This window comes from Anoxybacillus mongoliensis (assembly GCF_014201515.1).
Classification (GTDB): domain Bacteria; phylum Bacillota; class Bacilli; order Bacillales; family Anoxybacillaceae; genus Anoxybacillus; species Anoxybacillus mongoliensis.
The window spans coordinates 17,541-38,058 of the sequence record NZ_JACHEQ010000019.1; the positions used below are offsets into that span (position 1 = coordinate 17,541).

The 20,518-nt window shown below is 41.3% G+C and carries 45 protein-coding genes; 4 read left to right on the plus strand and 41 right to left on the minus strand.

The genetic code is table 11. The features are described from left to right. Positions 1–6: 6 nt before the first annotated feature. The 41 genes from gpG to HNR43_RS13315 all read right to left on the minus strand — a co-directional run bounded on the left by gpG (position 7) and on the right by HNR43_RS13315 (position 17,444). Positions 7–294, minus strand: a complete 288-nt coding sequence (gene gpG, locus HNR43_RS13120) for a phage tail assembly chaperone G (protein ID WP_183244475.1) — start codon at positions 292–294, stop codon at positions 7–9. A 59-nt stretch (positions 295–353) separates the two neighbouring features. Continuing rightward, a complete protein-coding gene (locus HNR43_RS13125; protein ID WP_049624406.1) occupies positions 354–923 on the minus strand; it encodes a major tail protein in 570 nt (189 codons plus the stop codon). A 21-nt stretch (positions 924–944) separates the two neighbouring features. Then, a complete protein-coding gene (gene gp17, locus HNR43_RS13130; RefSeq protein ID WP_183244477.1) occupies positions 945–1,268 on the minus strand; it encodes a tail completion protein gp17 in 324 nt (107 codons plus the stop codon). Further along, complete coding sequence (locus HNR43_RS13135) at positions 1,265–1,654, minus strand: HK97-gp10 family putative phage morphogenesis protein (RefSeq protein WP_183244479.1); 390 nt, start codon at positions 1,652–1,654, stop codon at positions 1,265–1,267. The genes gp17 and HNR43_RS13135 overlap by 4 nt, the downstream gene beginning before the upstream one ends. Beyond that, positions 1,654–1,980, minus strand: a complete 327-nt coding sequence (locus HNR43_RS13140; RefSeq protein WP_183244482.1) for a phage head closure protein — start codon at positions 1,978–1,980, stop codon at positions 1,654–1,656. The genes HNR43_RS13135 and HNR43_RS13140 overlap by 1 nt, the downstream gene beginning before the upstream one ends. Then, positions 1,961–2,221 carry a head-tail connector protein gene (locus tag HNR43_RS13145; RefSeq protein ID WP_183244484.1) on the minus strand — a complete coding sequence of 87 codons (261 nt, stop codon included), beginning with the start codon at positions 2,219–2,221 and terminating at the stop codon, positions 1,961–1,963. Before HNR43_RS13145 ends, HNR43_RS13140 begins: the two co-directional genes overlap by 20 nt. A 14-nt stretch (positions 2,222–2,235) precedes the next feature. After that, a complete protein-coding gene (locus HNR43_RS13150) occupies positions 2,236–3,513 on the minus strand; it encodes a phage major capsid protein (RefSeq protein ID WP_183244486.1) in 1,278 nt (425 codons plus the stop codon). Next, complete coding sequence (locus HNR43_RS13155; protein ID WP_183244488.1) at positions 3,510–4,085, minus strand: HK97 family phage prohead protease; 576 nt, start codon at positions 4,083–4,085, stop codon at positions 3,510–3,512. Before HNR43_RS13155 ends, HNR43_RS13150 begins: the two co-directional genes overlap by 4 nt. Beyond that, the gene (locus HNR43_RS13160; RefSeq protein WP_246346331.1) at positions 4,082–5,242 is read right to left on the minus strand and encodes a phage portal protein; all 1,161 of its coding nucleotides are present in this window, start codon (positions 5,240–5,242) and stop codon (positions 4,082–4,084) included. Before HNR43_RS13160 ends, HNR43_RS13155 begins: the two co-directional genes overlap by 4 nt. Positions 5,243–5,257: 15 nt before the next feature. Further along, positions 5,258–6,985, minus strand: a complete 1,728-nt coding sequence (locus HNR43_RS13165; protein WP_183244490.1) for a terminase large subunit — start codon at positions 6,983–6,985, stop codon at positions 5,258–5,260. Positions 6,986–6,991: 6 nt separating this feature from the next. Beyond that, complete coding sequence (locus HNR43_RS13170) at positions 6,992–7,378, minus strand: phage terminase small subunit P27 family (protein WP_183185144.1); 387 nt, start codon at positions 7,376–7,378, stop codon at positions 6,992–6,994. Positions 7,379–7,498: 120 nt separating this feature from the next. Then, a complete protein-coding gene (locus HNR43_RS13175; protein ID WP_183244568.1) occupies positions 7,499–7,846 on the minus strand; it encodes an HNH endonuclease in 348 nt (115 codons plus the stop codon). Then, positions 7,846–7,989, minus strand: a complete 144-nt coding sequence (locus HNR43_RS13180) for a hypothetical protein (RefSeq protein ID WP_183244492.1) — start codon at positions 7,987–7,989, stop codon at positions 7,846–7,848. The genes HNR43_RS13175 and HNR43_RS13180 overlap by 1 nt, the downstream gene beginning before the upstream one ends. Positions 7,990–8,039: 50 nt before the next feature. Beyond that, complete coding sequence (locus HNR43_RS13185; RefSeq protein ID WP_183244494.1) at positions 8,040–8,270, minus strand: hypothetical protein; 231 nt, start codon at positions 8,268–8,270, stop codon at positions 8,040–8,042. A gap of 219 nt (positions 8,271–8,489) precedes the next feature. Next, the gene (locus HNR43_RS13190) at positions 8,490–8,783 is read right to left on the minus strand and encodes a hypothetical protein (protein WP_183244496.1); all 294 of its coding nucleotides are present in this window, start codon (positions 8,781–8,783) and stop codon (positions 8,490–8,492) included. A 159-nt stretch (positions 8,784–8,942) separates the two neighbouring features. Beyond that, the gene (locus HNR43_RS13195; RefSeq protein WP_183244498.1) at positions 8,943–9,485 is read right to left on the minus strand and encodes a site-specific integrase; all 543 of its coding nucleotides are present in this window, start codon (positions 9,483–9,485) and stop codon (positions 8,943–8,945) included. Then, positions 9,482–9,925 (minus strand): ArpU family phage packaging/lysis transcriptional regulator, encoded by a 444-nt coding sequence (locus tag HNR43_RS13200; protein WP_183244500.1) that lies wholly within the window; start codon positions 9,923–9,925, stop codon positions 9,482–9,484. Before HNR43_RS13200 ends, HNR43_RS13195 begins: the two co-directional genes overlap by 4 nt. 23 nt (positions 9,926–9,948) lie before the next feature. Continuing rightward, positions 9,949–10,143 carry a hypothetical protein gene (locus tag HNR43_RS13205; protein WP_183244502.1) on the minus strand — a complete coding sequence of 65 codons (195 nt, stop codon included), beginning with the start codon at positions 10,141–10,143 and terminating at the stop codon, positions 9,949–9,951. A 128-nt stretch (positions 10,144–10,271) separates the two neighbouring features. Further along, positions 10,272–11,000, minus strand: coding sequence for a Rha family transcriptional regulator (locus tag HNR43_RS13210; RefSeq protein ID WP_183244504.1), 729 nt, complete (start codon positions 10,998–11,000; stop codon positions 10,272–10,274). 15 nt (positions 11,001–11,015) lie between these two features. Further along, positions 11,016–11,279 (minus strand): hypothetical protein, encoded by a 264-nt coding sequence (locus tag HNR43_RS13215; protein WP_183244506.1) that lies wholly within the window; start codon positions 11,277–11,279, stop codon positions 11,016–11,018. A gap of 16 nt (positions 11,280–11,295) precedes the next feature. Beyond that, positions 11,296–11,496, minus strand: a complete 201-nt coding sequence (locus tag HNR43_RS13220) for a hypothetical protein (protein WP_183244508.1) — start codon at positions 11,494–11,496, stop codon at positions 11,296–11,298. Beyond that, positions 11,493–11,681: a hypothetical protein gene (locus HNR43_RS13225; RefSeq protein WP_183244510.1), complete on the minus strand. Its 189-nt coding sequence runs from the start codon at positions 11,679–11,681 to the stop codon at positions 11,493–11,495. The genes HNR43_RS13220 and HNR43_RS13225 overlap by 4 nt, the downstream gene beginning before the upstream one ends. 11 nt (positions 11,682–11,692) lie before the next feature. Continuing rightward, the gene (locus HNR43_RS13230; RefSeq protein ID WP_343055803.1) at positions 11,693–11,926 is read right to left on the minus strand and encodes a hypothetical protein; all 234 of its coding nucleotides are present in this window, start codon (positions 11,924–11,926) and stop codon (positions 11,693–11,695) included. After that, positions 11,923–12,096, minus strand: a complete 174-nt coding sequence (locus HNR43_RS13235; protein WP_246346332.1) for a hypothetical protein — start codon at positions 12,094–12,096, stop codon at positions 11,923–11,925. The genes HNR43_RS13230 and HNR43_RS13235 overlap by 4 nt, the downstream gene beginning before the upstream one ends. A gap of 42 nt (positions 12,097–12,138) precedes the next feature. Then, complete coding sequence (locus tag HNR43_RS13240) at positions 12,139–12,348, minus strand: XtrA/YqaO family protein (RefSeq protein ID WP_183244514.1); 210 nt, start codon at positions 12,346–12,348, stop codon at positions 12,139–12,141. Between the two features lie 62 nt (positions 12,349–12,410). Next, positions 12,411–12,548: a hypothetical protein gene (locus HNR43_RS13245; RefSeq protein ID WP_183244516.1), complete on the minus strand. Its 138-nt coding sequence runs from the start codon at positions 12,546–12,548 to the stop codon at positions 12,411–12,413. Further along, positions 12,545–12,805: a hypothetical protein gene (locus tag HNR43_RS13250; RefSeq protein WP_183244518.1), complete on the minus strand. Its 261-nt coding sequence runs from the start codon at positions 12,803–12,805 to the stop codon at positions 12,545–12,547. Before HNR43_RS13250 ends, HNR43_RS13245 begins: the two co-directional genes overlap by 4 nt. Before the next feature lies 1 nt (position 12,806). Next, the gene (locus HNR43_RS13255; RefSeq protein WP_183244520.1) at positions 12,807–13,286 is read right to left on the minus strand and encodes a dUTP diphosphatase; all 480 of its coding nucleotides are present in this window, start codon (positions 13,284–13,286) and stop codon (positions 12,807–12,809) included. Next, on the minus strand, positions 13,286–13,450 hold the full coding sequence (locus HNR43_RS13260) for a hypothetical protein (protein WP_183244522.1): 165 nt from the start codon (positions 13,448–13,450) through the stop codon (positions 13,286–13,288). Before HNR43_RS13260 ends, HNR43_RS13255 begins: the two co-directional genes overlap by 1 nt. Continuing rightward, positions 13,447–13,569, minus strand: a complete 123-nt coding sequence (locus HNR43_RS14320; RefSeq protein ID WP_281380411.1) for a hypothetical protein — start codon at positions 13,567–13,569, stop codon at positions 13,447–13,449. The genes HNR43_RS13260 and HNR43_RS14320 overlap by 4 nt, the downstream gene beginning before the upstream one ends. Beyond that, complete coding sequence (locus tag HNR43_RS13265) at positions 13,517–13,714, minus strand: Fur-regulated basic protein FbpA (protein WP_343055804.1); 198 nt, start codon at positions 13,712–13,714, stop codon at positions 13,517–13,519. The genes HNR43_RS14320 and HNR43_RS13265 overlap by 53 nt, the downstream gene beginning before the upstream one ends. Continuing rightward, positions 13,711–13,911, minus strand: a complete 201-nt coding sequence (locus tag HNR43_RS13270; RefSeq protein WP_019417148.1) for a hypothetical protein — start codon at positions 13,909–13,911, stop codon at positions 13,711–13,713. Before HNR43_RS13270 ends, HNR43_RS13265 begins: the two co-directional genes overlap by 4 nt. A 9-nt stretch (positions 13,912–13,920) precedes the next feature. After that, complete coding sequence (locus tag HNR43_RS13275) at positions 13,921–14,898, minus strand: DnaD domain-containing protein (RefSeq protein ID WP_183244526.1); 978 nt, start codon at positions 14,896–14,898, stop codon at positions 13,921–13,923. A gap of 106 nt (positions 14,899–15,004) precedes the next feature. Continuing rightward, a complete protein-coding gene (locus tag HNR43_RS13280) occupies positions 15,005–15,154 on the minus strand; it encodes a hypothetical protein (protein ID WP_183244528.1) in 150 nt (49 codons plus the stop codon). Between the two features lie 10 nt (positions 15,155–15,164). Further along, the gene (locus HNR43_RS13285) at positions 15,165–15,494 is read right to left on the minus strand and encodes a zinc-finger domain-containing protein (protein WP_183244530.1); all 330 of its coding nucleotides are present in this window, start codon (positions 15,492–15,494) and stop codon (positions 15,165–15,167) included. 4 nt (positions 15,495–15,498) lie between these two features. Then, entirely contained in the window at positions 15,499–15,753 is a 255-nt protein-coding gene (locus HNR43_RS13290) for a hypothetical protein (protein WP_183244532.1), read from the minus strand. 246 nt (positions 15,754–15,999) lie between these two features. After that, on the minus strand, positions 16,000–16,170 hold the full coding sequence (locus HNR43_RS13295) for a hypothetical protein (protein ID WP_183244534.1): 171 nt from the start codon (positions 16,168–16,170) through the stop codon (positions 16,000–16,002). Positions 16,171–16,211: 41 nt separating this feature from the next. Further along, positions 16,212–16,349 (minus strand): hypothetical protein, encoded by a 138-nt coding sequence (locus HNR43_RS13300; RefSeq protein ID WP_183244575.1) that lies wholly within the window; start codon positions 16,347–16,349, stop codon positions 16,212–16,214. Between the two features lie 14 nt (positions 16,350–16,363). Then, positions 16,364–16,885, minus strand: a complete 522-nt coding sequence (locus HNR43_RS13305; protein ID WP_183185186.1) for a helix-turn-helix domain-containing protein — start codon at positions 16,883–16,885, stop codon at positions 16,364–16,366. Positions 16,886–16,939: 54 nt separating this feature from the next. Next, positions 16,940–17,113, minus strand: a complete 174-nt coding sequence (locus HNR43_RS13310; RefSeq protein WP_183244536.1) for a hypothetical protein — start codon at positions 17,111–17,113, stop codon at positions 16,940–16,942. Positions 17,114–17,246: 133 nt separating this feature from the next. Beyond that, positions 17,247–17,444, minus strand: a complete 198-nt coding sequence (locus HNR43_RS13315) for a helix-turn-helix transcriptional regulator (protein WP_009362117.1) — start codon at positions 17,442–17,444, stop codon at positions 17,247–17,249. 151 nt (positions 17,445–17,595) lie between these two features. Between HNR43_RS13315 and HNR43_RS13320 the strand changes: the two genes are divergently transcribed. The 4 genes from HNR43_RS13320 to HNR43_RS13335 all read left to right on the plus strand — a co-directional run bounded on the left by HNR43_RS13320 (position 17,596) and on the right by HNR43_RS13335 (position 20,497). Further along, positions 17,596–18,003: a helix-turn-helix transcriptional regulator gene (locus tag HNR43_RS13320; RefSeq protein ID WP_183244538.1), complete on the plus strand. Its 408-nt coding sequence runs from the start codon at positions 17,596–17,598 to the stop codon at positions 18,001–18,003. Positions 18,004–18,121: 118 nt separating this feature from the next. Then, complete coding sequence (locus HNR43_RS13325) at positions 18,122–18,820, plus strand: PH domain-containing protein (protein WP_183244540.1); 699 nt, start codon at positions 18,122–18,124, stop codon at positions 18,818–18,820. A gap of 16 nt (positions 18,821–18,836) precedes the next feature. Beyond that, positions 18,837–19,925 carry a thermonuclease family protein gene (locus HNR43_RS13330; protein ID WP_183244542.1) on the plus strand — a complete coding sequence of 363 codons (1,089 nt, stop codon included), beginning with the start codon at positions 18,837–18,839 and terminating at the stop codon, positions 19,923–19,925. Positions 19,926–20,017: 92 nt separating this feature from the next. Then, the gene (locus tag HNR43_RS13335) at positions 20,018–20,497 is read left to right on the plus strand and encodes an ImmA/IrrE family metallo-endopeptidase (RefSeq protein WP_183244544.1); all 480 of its coding nucleotides are present in this window, start codon (positions 20,018–20,020) and stop codon (positions 20,495–20,497) included. Positions 20,498–20,518: the final 21 nt, after the last annotated feature.

Here is a 20,518-nt window from a genome sequence, read left to right on the forward strand (position 1 = left end):
ACCCCGTTACACGTTTGGGTCATTCGTTTTCGCCACTCCAATGACTTTGTTCATACAATCTGAAATCGTTGGAATGAGGCGCTCCGCCGCAATGCCGTCGTAAAATTCATCGACCGTGAATTGTCCGTTAAACAATTCAACAATAAAAGCGATGATAGAGTCCAACGCCTCCACATCAATATTGTTAAAGTCATATTTTTTTCGCAACTCTAACGCTCGGCGAAACATACGTGCTTTGACGAACGGGACAGTGAAAGTTTTTTCTTGACCATCGATTAATAATGTAACCTGCATGTTTATCCCTCCATGTTATGAAATTGAAAAGAAAAAGAGAAAGGGCTTCCCCTTTCTCTTTACGGCGTTGTTGTTTCTTGATAGACAGCACTAAACCAGTTTTGGATGACCGCTGGGTCGACACCTTGGTCTTTCGTATTCACCGATGCTTTCCATGCTTCATCGAATTCTCGTTTTACAAATTTCCCCTTCAACGTTGGCGTCTGAAATTCAACTTTATCGCCTTTTGTTTTGTATTGTTCTTCCGGCAATTCGAATTTCCCTTTATACAACCACACATATTTCTGTCCACCATTCGAAAGAGGAAGAATAAATCCAAGCGCAACATATGGCGCTGTATCGCCACTTTTTTGAATCACAACACCATCATCATTAATCGTTGCGCCTAACAAAAACGCCTGCATCTCTGTTGAAATGTCATCCACTCCGATTTCTACTTCAATTTCACCAAGAGACGATGCAACTTCAGCTGGCCCGTCATCCGCATACAACGTTTCAGTGTTTACCTTCGGGCTTATTTTCGCTTCAATCGCTTTCGCCAATCGCTTTGGCGTATCGTACTGAACGCCGGTGAAATCGTCCTTAATCAACTTGGCGACATACGGATGTTTTAAACCGATTACTGCCATCTTATTCCCTCCTAATCAACCCTAATCAACATAAGAAAATCGAATTGCTTTATGGTACGTTTTTGTTTCTTGCTCGAATAAATCCACTTCTGATGTGCGTCGAAATCCTGCTGCTATCATTCTTTCTTTGACTTGCTGTGCTAGATCCGTGTAGTCCGTTTTGCTCCAAATGTCAATTTGAAAAAAATGTGACGTTTGTTGCTCCTCATCGTCTGCATTTAGCGCGGAAAACTGATTATATTCAAAAAAGGTGATATACGTTTTTTCTTTTCCCTCATATGTTTGGAACGCGACTGGAACACCGAGAGGATTTAGTGTGTCAATGATCATCTTGTTTAGACTCATAACCTCAACTCCCGCCGAATGACATCAACCATTTCATCCTGCACACGATCGATGTTTTCCTCGAAGGCTGGCTGCAAAAAAGGATGAGGGTCTGCTTTCGGGTATTTTCGTCCTTTTTTCTCTCCTGCTTTTCGACCAAATTCGACAAACAACCCGTAAAAACGATCGCGATCCGGTCCGATATCTACTGTTCCATCTTCTTTCATATCAGAAATCACAATGTTTTCGGCAAGTTTCCCCGTATCTCGTGGTGCTTTCTGTGAGGCTGCTTGCTGCACAACTTTAGCTCCTGCCATAAGTGCTTCTTGTTTGACTTGCTCGGCTTCATTCCCCAACGTTTCCAACTTTTTTAGCAACTCCTGCATTCCTTCTAATTTAAAGCCCATCACATCACTTCCTTTGCCACAATTGTCATCGTGACATTGCGCTCATCGTCGTTTATGACAGACACAATTTCAAATGTTCGGTCTTTATATTGAATACGCATATCTGATGTAATCCCTGCTGTGTAGCGCACGACAAAACGAACTGTATTTTCGTTTTGTGTTGTTGCCGCTTCGTGATACTCTCGCCCGCGCAACGTTTTAATCGCTGCCCATAAATGATGCCTGTCTTGCCATTCTTGAGATGAGAATCCATTTTCGTTTTGTTCCCCCACTTGCGCTTGAATTGTTATTCGATGTTTGAATTGGTTAGTCAGTCGCCGCGACATTCGCCATTGCCTCCTGCACAAAAAGTGGCGTCAACGCATTAAAGGCTTTACCCATTTCTTCTTCGCTCACACGATATTCGTAAAAAATAGAAGCGACGATGAGCACTAAATGATCTGCTTCCGTTCCCGTCGCATTTTTTACATACTTTTTGGCTGTTTCTAAATAGAAAGAGAGCATGGCGTCTTCCATGCTCCCATCGATCCGCAAATGTTCTTTTAACATGTCAACAGAGACTGCCATGCCTCTTCACCCGCTTACGCATTTAACTCGAGCTTAAAGACAGACGGCTCAAACGGACCGTATACAAGTTGTCCGTCATTTAAGTGCCAAATTTTAAAACCAACATGGTTTGTATCAGCGTATTTTTCAATTAATTTCGTTACTTCCATTGTGCCGATAACATCTTGAATGTAGAACGTTGAAAAATCACCAAAATACAAACGTTGAATATTCGGTGTACCTGCATCCACGAAATCTGTCACATCGACCGGAAAACCGAGTAAGCGATAGCCGAAGCCACCTTCTAGTCCGATATCTTGGCGCAAAAGTGGGAAGCCATCCGCTGTTTTAATCGTTTCAATTGCCGTCAATGCCGCACGGTTAATCATCCAACGCGCGTTTTTAAGCATGGACGTTGGCAAACTGTTTTTAAGTTGCACAAACTTGTCGTAAATGTCTGTTGCTGTCGGTGTAAAAGCGACCGCTTTGCGAATTAGCGCACCTGGATTGTCTGCACTATTGAAGAAAAACTCCGCTTCTTCACGCACGTAAGCTTTCTTTAATTCGTCCACAACGATTCGTTCCACATTCATCTCGCTCATTGCAAGAAGCTTCTTTGTCACAAGCACAAGCGCATCCGTTTCCGTTGGATTCAAATAGTACTCATCAAATTCAATATCCGTCTCTGGGATTGGTTGGTTCAATGCACGCTCTGTTTTCACACGGTTTGCTTTCGCTTTTTTAATTAAAATCGGAAAGCCTTGTGTCCCTTTTGTTGGTACAACCTTCCCATATTTTCGTAACAAGTTTTCTTCTTGGGCATAGGCAATAATTTCTTTCGCCAACGACTCTGGAACAAGTACATTCCCACCGTGCGTCTGAACCCCCATTGCTCGCGCTTCACTTTCACTAATTTGCCCTACAAGATACCGGCAAAAAGCATTGCGTGTTTTCATTTCATTTGTTTTTACTTGGACACGGGAGGAAAGAGATTGATTAATCATATTTGTTAAACCAGCACGCTGTTCTTGTGTTAAGATGGAGCGCTTTTCTCCTTCGCCCCCGTCTTGTTCTTCATCGTCTTCGTTCTCGTCAGCTTCTTCCCCTTCACCAGCTCCGTTGCCATTATTATCGTCTGTTTCATCAAACTCTGCGAGAGCCTCGTTTACCGCATCTAAATCAGCTGTCAATTCATCGACTTCTGCCTGTACTTCTTCCATTGAACGAGTTTCAGAACCTTTTTCTAATAGCTCTTTAAGCTGCTTTAGTCGTTTTTCCAATTGTGCTTTACGACGTAATAAATACTTTTTCATCGCTTCAACGCCTCCTCAATTTGTTTGATTAGTTTTTGTCTTTCATAATGAAGTTCGCGCTGTTCTGTGAACCGATCGCGGACATATGCTTCTGTATCCTCATAAGCTGGAAGACTGACAATGCTAATTTCATAAAGTTTTACTTCTTGGATGGTTCGTTGGGCTGGGTCTACGTCCCAGTTCCACGAATCACGAACGACTTGGAAGCCAAATGAACATTGATTGATATCACCACGTTGCATAGAAATCATTAAATCTTTTGCCCAACTCGTATCTGGTGGCGTGACAAGAAATTTCAATCCTTTCTCATCTTCTTCAAGCGTAAGCGTACCGCTTTTCGTACGCCCTAAAACATAATCCCAATTATGATTAAAGAGCGCACGGACATCTGCTTTTTCCATTAATGATTTGGCGAATGCTCCTTTCGCAATCGTTTCTTGAAACATATCACCAATCATCGTTGGAGAATCAAAAATGCTCGCATAGCCTTCAATGACTTGCGAGCTTCCTTCGGTACCAGCACGTATTTCAATGTTTGACAGCGTAAAAATTCGCTTCTCTTTCTCGTTCATGGCGTCTCACCTCCTTTAATCACCTTTTTTAGCGTCGCCTCCAGATTATCGAGACCGATTAAATCTTTAGAAATGTATAGTTTTTTCGCTTCATCTTGTTCTAAACGATCGAATCCAAGCATTTCGCGCGCATCGTTCGGTGTCGCAATAGACGTTCGCACTAAGTTGTAAGCAATATCCGTTTTCGTTTTCATTGTCACATAATCTAATGGATTAATCTTGAAGCGAATCCGGCGCCCGCCTTGAGGGAAAAATAACTTTGACAAGTGCTGCTCTAGGTTTTTTATAATCGGACGTAGTACGGTCGTATAAAGCATCATCATGAATTGCTCCATATCCGTCTTTTGCAACTCGAGTAAATGTTCCAAGTCCACACCGAAAAATTTTCCTAAGTCTTTTTTGTATACTGAAAGATATTTAAGGATTTTCTCGTCATCTACCGGGCTTTGTAACGCTTCAATCTCAAAACCTTTGCTAAGTGGGATTAACTGAATTTTATTTCCTTGCCCAGTCTGTTCTAACTTGTCAAGAATGGCCATAATCATTGCATTTTGCGCTTGGTTATTCGGTGCAATATGCGTATCCAATTTCAGCAAATACGCAAGCAAGCCGCCTTTTCGATACTTGTCTGTTAAACTGTTTTCCGCATTCATGACACCTTCAAGCGTTTGACGTGCTAAATCTAACAATCCTACACCGTCTAAATGATTTGTCCCAATATTTTTGACGTGAACAATCATTTCCGCAGGGATTTGAACACCACCAACACTGTAAATTTTGCTTCCGTCCTCTAACAATTCGGAGTAGACACCGTTTAATACGTGCCATTCATTTTCGTTTTTGAAAATGTAGACTTTTCCACGTATTAAAAGCGTGTTGACGATAAGCTTTTTCATTTCAAATTCAGTCAAATATTGATTCGGATTGCGCAAAATTCGCAACGTATATGGGTCATTAACGTCATTTCCTGCCTCGTCCTCAATAAAAAAATCAGTGAGCGCAATTTGGTCACTGATTAGTTTCATCAAATTATAAATATCAGAGGATTGAAGGATGTTTTCGTCGGTCACATAACCGCCGTAGTTCCAGTAAAAGTTGCTGAAAACATTGAACTTAGAACGTTTAAACCACCCAGCAAGCCGCTGCCATACTCCCAATCATCATCACCTCCTTTACCGCTTATAAAGCACTTCGATCATTGCCATATATTCTTCTTCGCTAACGTCCATCATCATATTCATCGTTTCCTTATGGGCTGTCAGCATGGCCACAAAGCCATCAATTTTGTACTGACTTTGCTTTTTCGACGGTGCTTTGAGCCCTTGTGTATTGATAAAAGCAACGACGTTTTCCGTACAATAAATCAATAATGGATTATCGGTTTCGACGCGCCCCTCATACATTAAAATTTCTAAATCATCGAAAGGTGCATTGAGTGTAGAAGGATACTGTCGCACTTCTACACAATCAAACCCTTCCATCTCTAGTTTTTCAACTAACTTGACCGCATGCGCTGGGTCATAGTTAATTTGTTTAATATCATACATTTGCGATTGTTCCTTAATGTACTCAAATACCGTATCGTAATCGATCGTTTTTCCCTCGCACAATGTCACAAAACCACGTTCCACTAAGTGACGATAAGGGATGTTCTCCATCTTTTCCCGAGCTTCTAGCCCTTCAGATGGAATGAAATACATTTGTTTTACTTTCAATTTTGCTTTTCCGCTTTCGTCCACAACAGGGAAGTTTAAACTCACACACGTTAAGTCGGTTGTTTTCGATAAGTCCAAACCGACCACGCACGTCATGCCTGTTAAATCACCTAAGTCGTTGACTAAACATCTTTCAACAATATCTCTTTCAAAATAAGTACCACTGGAACGAACAAAAATGTTTAAATGCTTTGCTAAAAATTCGTCTTTTCGTTCCGCCGACACTTGCGCCTCTTTAAACTGATTCATCAAATAGTCTTTTTTCACCGAAATCCCGTAGTTTGGATTCACCTTCGCCCAAACTGTAGGATCATCCCATCGATCACCCTTATCTGGCTCGTAAATGAGTACAAACCAAGAATCATCGTCAATCTCACCATTCAAAATCTTTTTACAGTAATCATAAATTTGCAATCCAACAGACGTTGTACCTTTGCCAGCTGTCGAAACGATCATCATTAACGGCTGTCGTCTTGCCCCCATACCAGACTTTAAAACATCGTACATATCCGCATTTCCTTGCGCATGTACCTCATCTAAAAGAACAAAATGAGGATTTTTCCCATCAAGTCCTTTCGTTTCCCTAGACAGTGGCTGCAAAGTATTTTTAAACTTCTTGCCATTGACCGTAAAAGAGTAAACGATCGCATTTACGCCGCCTTTTGGTCCCTTGTAAATTTGTGTTCGCTGATTCAAGTCGGGGCTATTTTCAATCGTAATCGCTATTTTTTTCGCAGATATGTTCGCCTGTTCTTTATCTACCGCAGCAGTATAACATTCAGCACCAAACTCACCGTCTGCATATAACGCATAGGTTGCTGCACCGGCTGCAATCGTTGTTTTTTCATTTTTCCGCGGAACTTGAATATAGCTTGTACGAATCACTCGCACATCTTGACCGTTATCGTCTTTCTTTTTCCATCCGTAAATGTTTGTGAACGCAAACCGTTGCCAATCTTTTAACTCATAATGCCGCCCAGCAACTTCCCCTTCTGCATAAATGCAAAACGTTTCCATGAAATCCATTGCCCGATTGGCAGCATCTAAATCAAGCCAAATATCTTTTCGCTTTTTCCAACGTTCATAACGCTCAACAGCTTTCTGAACAGTTTGCGGATACTTCTTTCTGTTTCGTTTCACCTTCTTTGCAAACTGGTCTGCATAATTCAAACCACGCTCAATCATAAAACATCAGTCCCATTTATTCGCAAATGCTTGAAAAGCGTCTGTTGTGGCGTTTGCCACTTCTCCAGTAATCTGTTTTTGTGTTTTTGGTGTCAAACCTAACTGTTCCAACAACTTGCTCATTTTCGTATTCCAATCGGCCGTTTGCTGAGCAAGTGGATGTTTCATTTCATTTGTCGCACCAGCCTTGTTTGTATGCGATTTTGTCGCAGGAAATCCTTCCTCTTGCCACTTTTCATACACTTGCGAATAAACCATATAGGCATCTAAGTACAGCTCTAGCAACGGTTCAAGTGACTTGTTATAGGTACCATTTTCTTTGAGTAAACCAACAATCCGCTCCCGTTCCTTTTTTCGTTTTTTGGTTAGTGACGCTTTTATTTTCTTATCCAAATTTCACACCCCCTTTAAAAATTTCATTTTGGCGTACGTTTACGGCCGGCCGCGGTCTTTTTCCCACAACCTACCAAAAATCATGGGTAGGGGGGCTAAGTGTAATAAATATACATTATATCAACAAAAGAAATACGGTCGTTCTTCCCACTTCCGACTCCCTTCCTCAACTTTCTTATGACACGACTCACAAAGTAAAATGAGATTGTTAGGATCGAGTTTAAGAGAAGGATTTTCACTTATCGGTACAATATGATGAATGTGCGCCTGCCGCCCAAATACAAATCGACCACATTCTTTGCAGCAACCTCCATCACGTTCATAAATGTACTCACGCATTCGCTGCCACTCCGGCGACCGGTAGAACGGTTTGTTTTTCGACTGGTGCTTTCGCTTTGGCTTATGTTCATCGCAATACAAACCACGAACAATGCGACGATTACAGCCGTTATAGTTGCAATACCGCATCATTTATCAGCTACTTTGCTTTTAACCGCTGTTTTTTGTGCCTGTTTCTTCTCTGCCATCTCTTCTTTTCGCTCCATTACGACTCGCTTGCTTTCTGAATCCCACTTTTGAATATGCGTAGCCGTTTCTCGAATGATTTGCATGTGTATCATCTCCTTTCACAAAATAAAAAAGCACCTGTCATGGTGCTTATTCAATAATTAAAATCGTAAGCTGATGTTGGTTTTTCTAATAGTTTTGACAGACATTCCTCAAGGGTTTTACCTTCAACCATCTGTTCTATCTGCGCTCTACAATCTCCCGAAGGTGTTCCAAAGCATGCTCTCCAATTACCAGTAAATTTCATTAACACAAAATGCCCATCGTAAAACATATTTGCATGGTCTTTAACCATTTCTAGTAACTTGATTTCTTTTTCAGTCATGCGCATTCTCCTCCTTCCACCTACTCCGTTCGACAAAAGGAGGCATATTCCTACAACATTCATTCGTCAAATATCGACAAAAAAATAATAATCGCCACCCCAAATGTAGTGGCGTCCCGCTTCAACCAAAGTCTTTCACGTTATCATCATAACACCTCTAAACGAAAACGCTGTGCCATGATTGTGCCAAAATTGTGCCACGATTGTGCCATCACCTTATCACCAATACCGGCTTCCCCGCTTCCTGTTCTTCATAAACATCAGCTTGGCCATTTCGTGCATTTCGTCTTTCGGTTTACCGCGAATGATGTTTGACACATCCACCGTTGTGAGCTTTCGGTTCCCGATTCGGTATCCCTTTTTGTTTAGTTCCTGTACTACCTTCGTGACGCTTTCGAGCTGGACGTACAAATAAACCGCTTCTTCTTGCATCGTCGCCGGCCGATAGCTCTCTATTTTTCTGATGTATTCCTGCAGGTATTTGATTCGTTCTCTTGCTTCATCGACCAACATTCCGATTTCCCCTTTCTCTGTCATGACTTCACTTCAATTTACAGACTGATGCACTCGCCTAATGACGAAATCCCTTGATATTTCTAGCTTCATCCCATTTTTCAAAACGAGTGCACACCACGTTTTTTTATGTTGTGCTTATAGCCAAAAAAAGAAAAATCATATCTTGTATTTCATCATCGCCTTGTCCATAGCGTCTTGGTTGACACCGATATACTTTAAGGTGATATGTGGACTCGAATGGTTAAACAGTTCTTGAAGCATGGCAACGTCTTTCGTTTGTTGGTAAAAGTGATATCCGAACGTCTTTCTAAGCGTATGCGTGCCCACTTCATCCAGCGACACGTACTCAGCTGCCTCACGCAAAATACGATACGCTGTTGAACGATCAATAGGGCGGTTACCGCCTTGCCGACTTCGGAAAGCATATTCGCCATCCTTCAGCGTTTTTGCGTACTCAATCAACTCTTTCCGTATTGCAGGCGGAATACGAATCCGCTTTTCCTTCCTTGTTTTCTTTTCCCGCAACTTCAAATGCGTTTGAAGCAAATCTTCCTTCTTCAGCTGCAATATGTCCGATATACGCAAGCCTGTGTTAATTCCGATAACGAACAAAATATAATTGCGCTTGCTTCTTTGTAACAAATACCTTTTCATCGCCGCGATCTTTTCTGGATCCCTAATCGGTTGAACAAAGTTCATGGCTCGTCCCTCCTTCTTTTTCGATACACTTCTATTTCAAGGGCAAAAGCTAATTTGTAAAATGCTCTGGACTTCAAACGATAATAATTTCTGTGGCTCATCCCTAGCTCGTTGTAAACAGCATAATCAAACACTTCTTCTCCAGTCATGTATCGCTGAATAATGATTGCTCGCTCCCAGTAATCTAAACGGTTCACAGCCTCAACGATGCGCTGAATGTACTCCGCACGCTCCCGCTCGTAATCTGCGTTGCGAATGGCCATTTCTTCGGTTGAGGAGTGGAACTGATTTGTTTTTGCAGGAACGAGCGAGTAATGTTGAGTCACCTTTGGTAGCTGGTCTAGTTTCAATGTCAGCAAGAAAATGCGATATTTTTCGAGCGCCGCTTCAACCGCTTTTTTCGTCGCTTTTCTGTCGATTTCAGGTAGCATAAAGTCCATCTTCTCAACCTCCGAAATAGTGATTATCGTTGGCGAAATGCTCCACCCTTGCTGCGTCTATAAACAGGACGACCAACGCCCATTAGTTCTTTAATATCTCGCTCCGTCAGCCGCTCTTTCCCTCGTTTCTTTTTACGCGCTTTCTTGCGTTTATTTTGGCGTTGCTGAACTTTATTGACTTTCATCCATTTCTTTAATTCTTGCTGGATTGTTCGCATTGTTCCTCTCCCTTTCATTTTTCTAATCAAACAAAAAGGACACCAATCATACAGAAATAGCCTTACTCTGTACAATCGGTGTCCTCACGCTCTCGGTCTTGGACATATTTGGTTTTAATTCCATTATATCAAGCTGGCTGATGATGTAAAAGCTTATCAATGTATGCAATTCCTTTTGCCGTAATATACGTTTGCGGCTTATTAATAACTTGGTCTCCCATTTGAATCGGCTTTTCCTTAACAACAAAGTAACCTCTGTCAATGTACTTTTGATAAGGTGTATTATCGTTCATCAGTAAGCCCATTTGCCGTAGCTTCTTGAAAAAGTTATTGCGGCCATATCCGAGAATTTTCGCAACCTCTCCAACCTTCTGATAATTTTCACCACTAAGAAACCGATCGTGTTGCTCAATTTTCGGTTGTGCCAAAGCAAGTTTTTGTTCCAGCGCTTGCTTTTCTCGTTGCTCTTCAATCCATCGCTCTGCTCGCTTGATTGGATCTTCAATCATATATGACGGCGCATTTAGTACAAGCAACTGTTCTTTCATTCGCTTAAATTCTTGAATGAATTTCACCTTCATCTTCATCGCTTCTGGAGTCACATAGCTCATAGCCACCAAAGCGAATGCATCTTCTGTTAGCAAGTATTTACGATAAAACTGCTTGTTTTGAGGATGCTGGTAATGGGTCTGCGCAAAGTTGCTCAACCCCCATTCTCTCTCGCCAGCTTGATTAAGTTTCTCGATCTGTACTTCGATATCTCGTAAAACGTCTGCATGTCGTTTTCCGAAACAATCCGCTACCGTTAAGCTATCCGTAACAGCGCGACCATTATCAATGAAAACTAATTGATTCATTTCTTGTCACCTCACTCAATCTTCAAAGAAATCGAAACCAACCATATCGTTGAATTCTTGTGTGAATCGCTTTGCGTCCCAAACAGCTTGAATCACTTCTTTTAGCGCATTTTCGTACCTCTCGATCTTTGCTTGTTGTTTTTCAGCGATGTTCATGTATAAAATCAGACCGCCGACAATTTTGTTTGCGATGTCTGGATCAATTTCAGGTGTCGAGTAATATTCGTTGATTAGCACCTTGTCGTAATACTGTCTTAACACTTTTAAATCATGTTCCACTTTGTTTCACCTCATGCTACAAATCTTCTTTTGATGGAGAAATCCATACTCTACTATACTTTTCAGTCAGTTGATATTTCGTCATTTTATGCAATTGAAACGTTCCATCACAATATTCATAAATAATGTTTCCATCGAAGTCTTCCCCATGCACGTACAGAAGTTCCTGCTCTGCTTCATTCTCAAAAAGACAGTTGTATACTTTTCGCAATCTCACTTTTCCCACCCCATTTTTTCTCCACAGTAAGGGCAATGAAGCATTCCAAATCCATTCGCTAATTGTTCCCACACCTCATTAGAAGATACATAAAATAAAATGAATTCTGCATAACATTTACTACACACATTAACAGGAAGTTGAATATTGAAACTAACTTCAACCTTATCTCCATGTTTTCCCATTGTCACCACTCCTAAAACGGCAAGTCATCTTCACGTGGCCATTTGCTGTATGCACCCCAGTTTTGTGGATCGTTGCGCCATCGCTCGGCTTCAATTTCTTCGTATTTGTTGTATAGAAAGCTAAAAAACTGACGCAAAGATTCGCTCTTTGGGGATCCAAATGCACTTTCGGAAAAACTGATGTAATCCTTTAGCTCCAATACATCGTCTTCGGAAATCGATGGCAATGTAAGCAACTTGATCACCCCAAGAACTCATAAATGTTTGTTTGCCCCTCTGGAACGACAAATAATGCCTGTTTCCGTTGTATGTGCAATTCTCCAGACGATACTTCTTGAATCGCCCTGTCCGTCTTACAAATTGGACATTGCACAAGATGTTGTTCTTCAAAGTCTTGCGAAACTGCAAACACCACTTCACAACTCCTGCATTCATACACATGAACTGCTATTTTCACTTAAAACAACTCGCTTTCCTCGAATTTGATTCTCGCGGTTTTTCCCTTCGCTGTTTCAACGATCGTAAAACCGTGCTCGACGGCTTCCGCTACTTTTGCTTTCCCCTGCACGCCGTCAATGACGATCACAAGCACTTTTCCAGGTACGACGGGATGCGAAATGGTCATGTTATCTATATCAATCTGCAATTCTTGTGCTCTTTTACTCACCGGAATCCCTCCATGTTGTATAATGAAGTTAGGCTGTCGGGAGGAATCCCGGCTTTTTTGTTTTATCCAATCACTTTCCATCCGCGTCGAAGTCTGCTTTGTAGCTCATACTTGCGCAACGGTTCATATACATAAACCGCATCGTCATTTTCTTTACGATATAACAAATACCACTTCGCTTTACGCTTACGACGTTTCATTCAGCATTCACGTCCGAATTTAGCTTTTCAACCGCAATTAAGTGCGAATATTTGAATTTCAGCACCTCGCAATATACGATGGCATCGATCATTTCCTGCTGCAAGTGTTCCAGCCAGCCGACCAATGTGTAGTCACTTGGGTTGACGGTTGTTCCGTATTTTTCAATTCCCTTTTCGGTTTGTGTTTCGAGCAATTTTTGTACGTTGCGAAGTATTTGATTCTTGTTTAGTTCTTCCATCCAATGCTTTGCATCCATCTCAATACCCACTTTCCTGGCGGTGATGATTGACTGCGTTTTTACGCATATATGCTTCTTCAACCTCATTCCAAGTGAAGCCGAGCGTTTCCATCAATCCGACGTAGAGATTGAACGTCCATTCCCATTGCTCTTTAATGTTCGCTAGTCTTGCTTGGTCGTATAACGCTAAAAATTGTGCATCGAGCGACGTTTTTGTGATTGGGATAATTTCAACTGACGATTTAACATTAATCTCGTTGCCAATCGACAAGAGAAAATGCAATACATCTGCACCTTCTTCAAGGATTTTCTCTTTCGATGAGGGTCCTTTGTTACTCCAAAACTTAAAGCATCGAGTTTCGTTTGCCAGCTCCCCGATCTCTACAAGTAAGGCGAGCAATTTAGAGTAAATTCTTCTGTCGCCCTGTTGCCGAGGATGTTGTTTTTCGATCCGCTCATCCAGTTTCCGCTGCATCTCAAAAAGCTTGGATAAATCCATTATTTCGCTCCCCTTTTCTTTCTGGTGTGCGGCCAACGCCAGTCGATGATTCGTCGATTGTCTTCGTCGTAATATTTTTTGCGATGACGGTTCCGGTACGCCTCTAACTCTTCTTGTGTTAAGTAACTGACAACAACTGGACCATGTAGCGACTTACGACTCATCGTAAATCCTCCAATCGTTTTTGTATTTCTTTTAGCGCCATTTGTTTATAGCAGGCAGGGCAATCTTCAAAGTGAAGGATGATGAGTAATTGCTTCATCGTTGCTTTTGACCAGTTCATTACATTCACCCTCCGTTCGCTCGTATTCCCGTTGAATTTCTTCTAACGTCAATTTCGATAGCGCTCGCCCATCTGTTGCAACAAAAACGCCCTTTCGCCGTAGACGCTGAATCAATACATGTTTGAGCAAAAGCAACTGCTTCACCTCCGCAAAAAGCGATCAAGTTTTGACGGCGAATATGGCTTGCCGTTGATTTCAAGCGACACAAGTCGTTCTCTAGTAATCTCGTATCGCTCTAATACATCACGTAACGCTGTTTCGGATTGAATACTTCCGGTGAAACCAACGATTCGCCCAACGTCATTTCGATACTCTAAGCGAATCCAAATCGGGTACGGCATGACGATCACCTAGTCATTGCGATATTTTTTCAGTCGTTCTTCTAGCTCACGCCGTTTGCGTTCGAGCGCTTCTTGATCCGTCTCGGCTTTTTGTTCATATTGCGAATAATCGGTGTTAAGCCAGTCTGGAATGATTTCCGTTCGAACAGCTTTTTTCCCATTCGTGCTAGAACCATTACGCTTCTTGGATTGCTGCTCTTTAAATGCTTTTTGCGCTGCATGCACTTGTTCAACGGTTTGATAGCCCTTTTCAAACCAGTCTCGCAAAATGGTTTCAACGTATTTCCACGTCTTGACGCCATTTTCTACTGCAATTTTCATCGCTTCTAAAACTAGCGCTTCGGATGTGTCGTCGATCCATGTTGAGATTTTTTCGCTTATGTAGCTTCCGATTGCACCAAAGCCGTTTTGTTCAAAAAAGGCGAACGGATTCTCTTCGCGCACGCGCGCGTCTTCTTCTACTTCTTCTTTTTTCTCTGTAGTAATCTCTGTAGTATTCTCTGGTATTGGTCTGTTCAAATTGAGCGCTTCGTCTGTCCAATTTGAACATATGGACTGTTCATTTTGACCAGATGGACTGTCGATTTCATCAGTCGTCTGTTCATTTTGAGCAGTCGAGATGTCATTTTGAACAGTCGCACTTACTTCATAAACTGGGTTTTCAAGTTCAGCCAATTTGTCATAATCGATCCGATACCATTTCGTTTTGTCGATCTTGGAGCGATTGAAATTCCCTGCAATGATGAGTCCTTGCTTTTCCAACTTCGTAATAATGCGACGAATCGTGCTTTCTGACCAGAATGGGAATTGTTCTTGCCACTCCTCATATGTGTTGTATACCCACTTATGCCCTTCGTGAATGTGATTGCTACGCTCAAGCCAGTAGTGCAACTGCTGCAAAACAATGCTTTCATTTAAGCCGATCGTAGCCGCTAATGATGGTAAAATCACTAACGGCTCTTCATCCAAAAGAAGTCTTGTTGCCATGTATATCTCCTTCCTCCCTTGATTTTCGTATTATGTTCTGGCATAATGAGCCTAGAAGTCTGAAATAAAAACCTGTATATCACCCTTTCCTAGCTGATCGGCTATTTCAAATGCGATTTGGCGGCACTCGGACACAGTGAGCGCGTGAATGAGTGCCGTATGGATCGTTTCGAAATAGCCGTTCTTCTTTTCTGCGAATTCTACTTCGAATAGCATATTTGCGATCATGAAGCATACAATGTAGTGGTTGCTTCATATCCTCCTTCCTAGCAAAGCACAGCGTTCTTTTTCTCAAGCTGGCGCAACTTCGAATATACGGATACTTCGCTTCGTTCCAAGCGAGCTGCAAGCTCTGAGACATCGAAAATATCTTTATGTTGCCATAAATAAAACTCTTCTTCTTCGGTCCATTTACCTCTTTTTACGCGAGGGCTTTCTTTAGCTAACAACATCGACAGCTGTTGCATTTGCTTGCCGATCGGACAACTTATGATGCATACGCTTTGTGTACCGTGATGCCGTTCTTTGCATCCTGTACACTTGTCTAGCAATTGCAAGATTTGCAAACGAATTTGTTTTTTCTCTTCCCGCGTCATACCATCACCCCAACATCCGCGATACAAAGTCGATTTGAATGCCTCGTTTTTTCATGTCGTCGACAATTTCGAACAGCTGTGCGCGACGTAATTTCTTTTGTTCGATTGCTTGCAGTTCGTCTAATAAAAAACGGAACTCCAACATTTCAATTTTTGCTGTTTCGTAGTCGCGGTTTTGAAGCGATTCTTGTATGTACTCGATGCACCGCGATGCTTTCTGCAATAAATCCGCTTCTTGCAAAAAGAGCGTATCTTGCATAACCTCTTCCTCCTCAAAATGGATTTCTAGACGTCGTGGCGATGACCGTACATGTATTGTGGCGCGGCTCCCCTTCTGGATCTTCGCCCGCTCTCGCTCGGTCTAGTGTGCATACGCACCGATTGAAGTACAAGCATATTCGGGTCGGGGGAGAAACCCGCTTGTACTCCAATCGGCAAGCATGAGCTTGCCCTTCCTTTCGCAAATCGTTTATGCTAGAATATGATTAGATCAAAGGTTGATTATTTATTGAGCGATGGCTAGTGTTGGCGCACTGGCCATTTTTCTTTTGTACCACTCTTGTTTTGCTGTAAGTTCTAACGCTAGTAGCAACGCTGGATCATTACGCAATTCTGCGCATAACTTTTTTACCTCGCTTGCTTTCATTAAACGGCTTGCTGTTAGACAAAAACTCATTGTTCTTCCCTCCTTAAATTAACTCTTTTACAGATGGACATTTATATTGCTCCACGTACTCTGTAACTTGGGCAATCAGAGAGTTTTTTGTATCCTCCTTTTCCGTCTCGCCATTCTTCACGCAACCACTCCAATTCGGCTGCCAAAAACGTTTTTAAGCTATCAATCGCATGATCCAACTTCTTTTCCTCCCCTATTTTCGAATAAATCCTTTCGTCTGCAATTTCGTACGGTGTTTTTGCCACATTTTGAGCCACGAAAATCCGTAATCGACACATATAACTGCAACGTATTGCGTGAGCGCTACAATTGCATCAATCGCTTGTAAAATCGCTTCTTCCAAGTGCTGTTTGTCGTACTCCCTAATCGCTCGAGGATGGTTCGCTACACATACATTTTCGATCGCTTGTAGCGCTTCGGTTAGTTCCTCTTTTGTTTTCATCGCCACGCTTGCTCGATGAAGATCGACCACCTCACCGTCCAGCTTGACTGGCCCCCATCCTGTGTACTCCGCTGCTGCCTCCAACGCTACCCATGGATTGTTGTGCTTTTCAGCAAAGTATTTCGAGATATTTGGTTGCACTCGATACCGCCCATTTTCTTGCTGCGAAACTGCTTCGCGAGATTCATAGATTTCAAACGAAAGTTGTTGTTGTGTCATCCCTGTCGCCTGCCGCGCCGCTTTCACCGCATCGGCCGCTCTACCACGTTTCATGGTTGGTTCTCCCCCTTCTACCATTTATCGCTAAACATTCGTGTTATGTTAGATTTAAGAACTCGATTCTTTCACGTAGCAGTCCATCACCGCTTTTGCGATTTGTTTCAAGACTGGATTGCCTTTTTCCCATTCTTTCTGAAACCATTCTTTTCGTTCGTCAGCACTCATAAGTACTAACGGGGAGTGAATAATAACAGTTGTGTTGCCGTATTTGAATTCCTTCATGCCCGCATTCCCCCTTTGTTCATGTGTATGCGTGGGGAAAGTAGTGCTTGATGACATTTCATTCACCTCCTGTGGATTGATTGTGGATTAGATTGTCAAAGAGCAACAACAAAAGAACACAAATTGTGCTGTTTTAACTAAAAAAAATTGACTCAACAGAAACGCCATAATAACGAGCAATTTTTAATTTGATCTCATCTTTAGGAATTCTTTGTCCGTTTTCATACATTTGCAAAGCACTAACGCTTATACCAAGAGATTTAGCAACTTCTTCTCTGGAGCGATTGCCACGAAGATTTACTAAAGTCTCAGCAATTTTTTCTTTATTCATTGTTGTATCACCTCTAGGAACTGCACATTTTGTGTTCTTACTTAAAATAATAAACAACACATTATGTGTTGTCAACACTTTTTGTGTTCTTTTCATTATTGTGTTTCATTTAACACATTATGTGTTAAAATTTAAGAGTAGGTGAGCATATATGACTTTTGGAAAAAGATTGCGTTTTTTGAGAAAAAGAAGAAACTTAACTCAGAAGGACTTAGCCGATCGTTTTAATGTTGGCGAAAGCACAATAGGTATGTATGAACGTGACGAACGTGAACCATCGTTCGAGTTTGTTAAACAACTCGCCGATTTTTTCAACGTCACCACCGACTACCTACTCGGTCGCACGGATGATCCGAATCCGCCAGGGAGCGACAATGAGGAATTAGGCACGCTGGCGAGAATTAATCAGCTCATCAAAGAATATGGCATCGAGCAAATGGGCTTTTTTGACATCGAGAAATGGAAGCAACTTTCTGAAGAAGAGATCGAGGAAATCGTTAAACATTTTGAATGGGTTGTGCATAAGGCGAGGGAAAAGAACAGAAGCAACCAAGAATAACCACCTAAGACGTTCAATGACGTACTTTAGGTGGTTTTTTATTATTGATTGATTATTGATTAGTCACAGTATTACACAACAAAATGGAAATATTTTGAGAGTCTAGGAGTGAATTTTCATGAGTTTTTTTAAAAAACTGTTAGGTATAACCGATATGACCGAGGAAGAAAAAGCTGCTTTACAAAAGAAACAGCAGGAAAAGGAAAGGAAAATCGCAGAAAAAGAAAGAAGGGCTAATGAAAAAAAACAAAAAGAATTAGCTCTTCAAGAAAAATATATTGGGACAGGTTTTGGTAAAAGCTTCAGTTTTGCTATTTATAAACCGACAATCCAGTACTTTGAAGACTTTGTATTAAGACATGACGAAAACGTATTGCATTCAATCCCTGCTGAATACGACAAAACCAAAAAACGTGAAATCAAAGGGTTATTAATTGCCACTGATCAACGATTAGTATTTGTGAGCAGTGGTGTTGGTTACGGTCAATTTTTTGAGGAATTTGACTATAAAAAAATAAATGGTATTGCACATGCCAACGATGGTTTGTTGGAAAAAGAGATTTATATCGACATGGGAAGAAGTCGAAAAAAATTTGATGATATCACACCAGATGAGCGATTTAAAAATTTTGTTTCAATTGTTATGGATCAAATCCATACAGCTAGGAACACTTCACGTACTATAACAAAGAAAACATCATCTACACATTCTACAGAAAAATACGAGTTGTTAGAAAAAATTTCTAAATTAAAAGAACAAGGGATACTTACTGAAGAAGAATTTCAAAGAGAAAAAGAGAAAATTTTGAACTCTTAAGAAAGGATCAGAGGTCATGAAAAAGTTTATAATTTGGTTTTTACTAATCTTTCTTGTCCTATATTTAATTGTTGCTGTTATTACTACTCCTGTTTCATGGATTGGTTTGCTTTTGACCTTATTTGGTCTTTATCAAGTACGTCAACAGAAAAAAGGAAAATTGACATTTTCCAAGCCAGGACGGATTGTAGGGGCTGGGATAGCTCTAACTTTTATCTTAGTAGTTTTATTTGCTGAACCTGCCGAAAAAACTGACGTTACAGAAAAAGAGGCAAAAGTTACGAATGAAGCTGAAAGTAAAAAACAAATTGAAGGGAAAGAAGCTAAGGAAGAGGCCGAAAAAATTGCAGCAGAACAAAAGGTTAAGGAAGAAACTGCTGCAAGACTTGGTTTGGTCATGGCTACAATTTCAAAAGTTATTGACGGCGATACAGCTGAGCTTTCCGATGGCAGAAAAGTTCGTTTAATAGGCGTAAACACTCCTGAATCAACTACTCGGCACGAGGAGTACGGAAAGGAAGCGAGCAATTATACAAAATCCAAACTGGAAGGAAAAAAAGTTTGGTTACAAAAAGATATTTCTGAAACGGATCGATATGGAAGATTATTAAGAATTGTTTGGCTCCAGATCCCTAATAACGATATGGATGAATCGGAAATAAGAACAAAAATGTTCAATGCTGATCTTGTTTTGAATGGATATGCTGAGCCATATACATACCCACCTGATGTGAAATATAGTGATTATTTCGTCAAATTTGCCAGAGAAGCACGCGAACAAAACAAAGGATTATGGGCATTTGGAGAATACGGTACAACGAAAGGAGATTTAGATCCAAAACAATCTAGCAGTACTGTTTCTTCATCGTCATCAGCCAAAAAAAGCAATTCAAATAGTAGTTCAAACGGCAGTTCAAGCAACAATACACGCAGCAATAGCAGCAGTTCAAATAATAGTAGCTCACCTGCATCCAGTGGAGGAACTGAGTATTTTGCAAACTGTACAGAACTGAGAAAAGCCTATCCAAACGGAGTTCCATCCAATCATCCAGCTTATCAGCCGAAAATGGATAGAGATAAAGATGGTTATGCATGCGAAAGGTAAGAGTTATTCTTCAGCCCTAACATTAGGGCTTTTTTCTTTTTCTTGCCAAAAGAAACATTTGTTCGTATAATCTCCTCTAGGGAGGGGATTTTATGCAATTATGTCATTACTACACAACCGCACTTGAGGACTGGGTAACGAATTTTTATAAAAGACTCGGTATCTTCCATCCTTCACACATTGATATTGAATACATAGCGCGACGGATGAATATTTTCTTGCGTGAGAAGCCGTTTCCGTCCACACATCAAGTTTTTGGGCGATTCCGCTGCATCGTTGTCGATTCCCGATTGCCGGAAGAAGAGAAGCGCGAAGCTTTCTTTCATGAGCTTTGCCATATTCTCCGCCATGTCGGCGTGCAGAGCATGATGCCAGAGGCGTTCCGAGAACTGCAAGAACGTGATGCGAAGCTTTTCACGAAATACGCAGCCATTCCATATCATATGCTTGATTTCATCGACTGGAATGAACGATGCATAATCGAGCAAATGGCTCACATGTTTAAGGTAACACCAAAGTTATGCGAAGAACGTTTAACACAAATTCAAAATCGCATATTCGTGTATCAATAACATTAGGTATTTGTATATGTG